Source organism: Aquabacterium sp. A08, from assembly GCF_011742065.1.
Map to the genome: position 1 here is coordinate 1 of NZ_JAAQQT010000034.1, position 224 is coordinate 224.

The 224-nt window shown below is 61.2% G+C and carries 1 protein-coding gene; it reads left to right on the forward strand.

Annotated elements, in window-relative coordinates; all coding sequences use genetic code 11:
* Positions 1-30 precede the first annotated feature (30 nt).
* A complete protein-coding gene (locus HA630_RS00195) occupies positions 31-168 on the forward strand; it encodes a hypothetical protein (RefSeq protein WP_371809169.1) in 138 nt (45 codons plus the stop codon).
* The last annotated feature ends 56 nt before the right edge of the window (positions 169-224 follow it).

Below are 224 nucleotides of genomic sequence, written 5' to 3' on the forward strand. Positions count from 1 at the left end.
GGCTCCATCGAGCTGCCCGAAGGCAAGGAAATGGTCATGCCCGGCGACAACGTGTCGATCACCGTCAAGCTGATCGCCCCCATCGCCATGGAAGAGGGTCTGCGCTTCGCCATCCGTGAAGGCGGTCGCACCGTCGGCGCCGGCGTCGTGGCCAAGATCATCGACTGAGAAGGACACCGATCATGAGCAAGCAAAAGATCCGTATCCGCCTCAAGGCGTTTGAC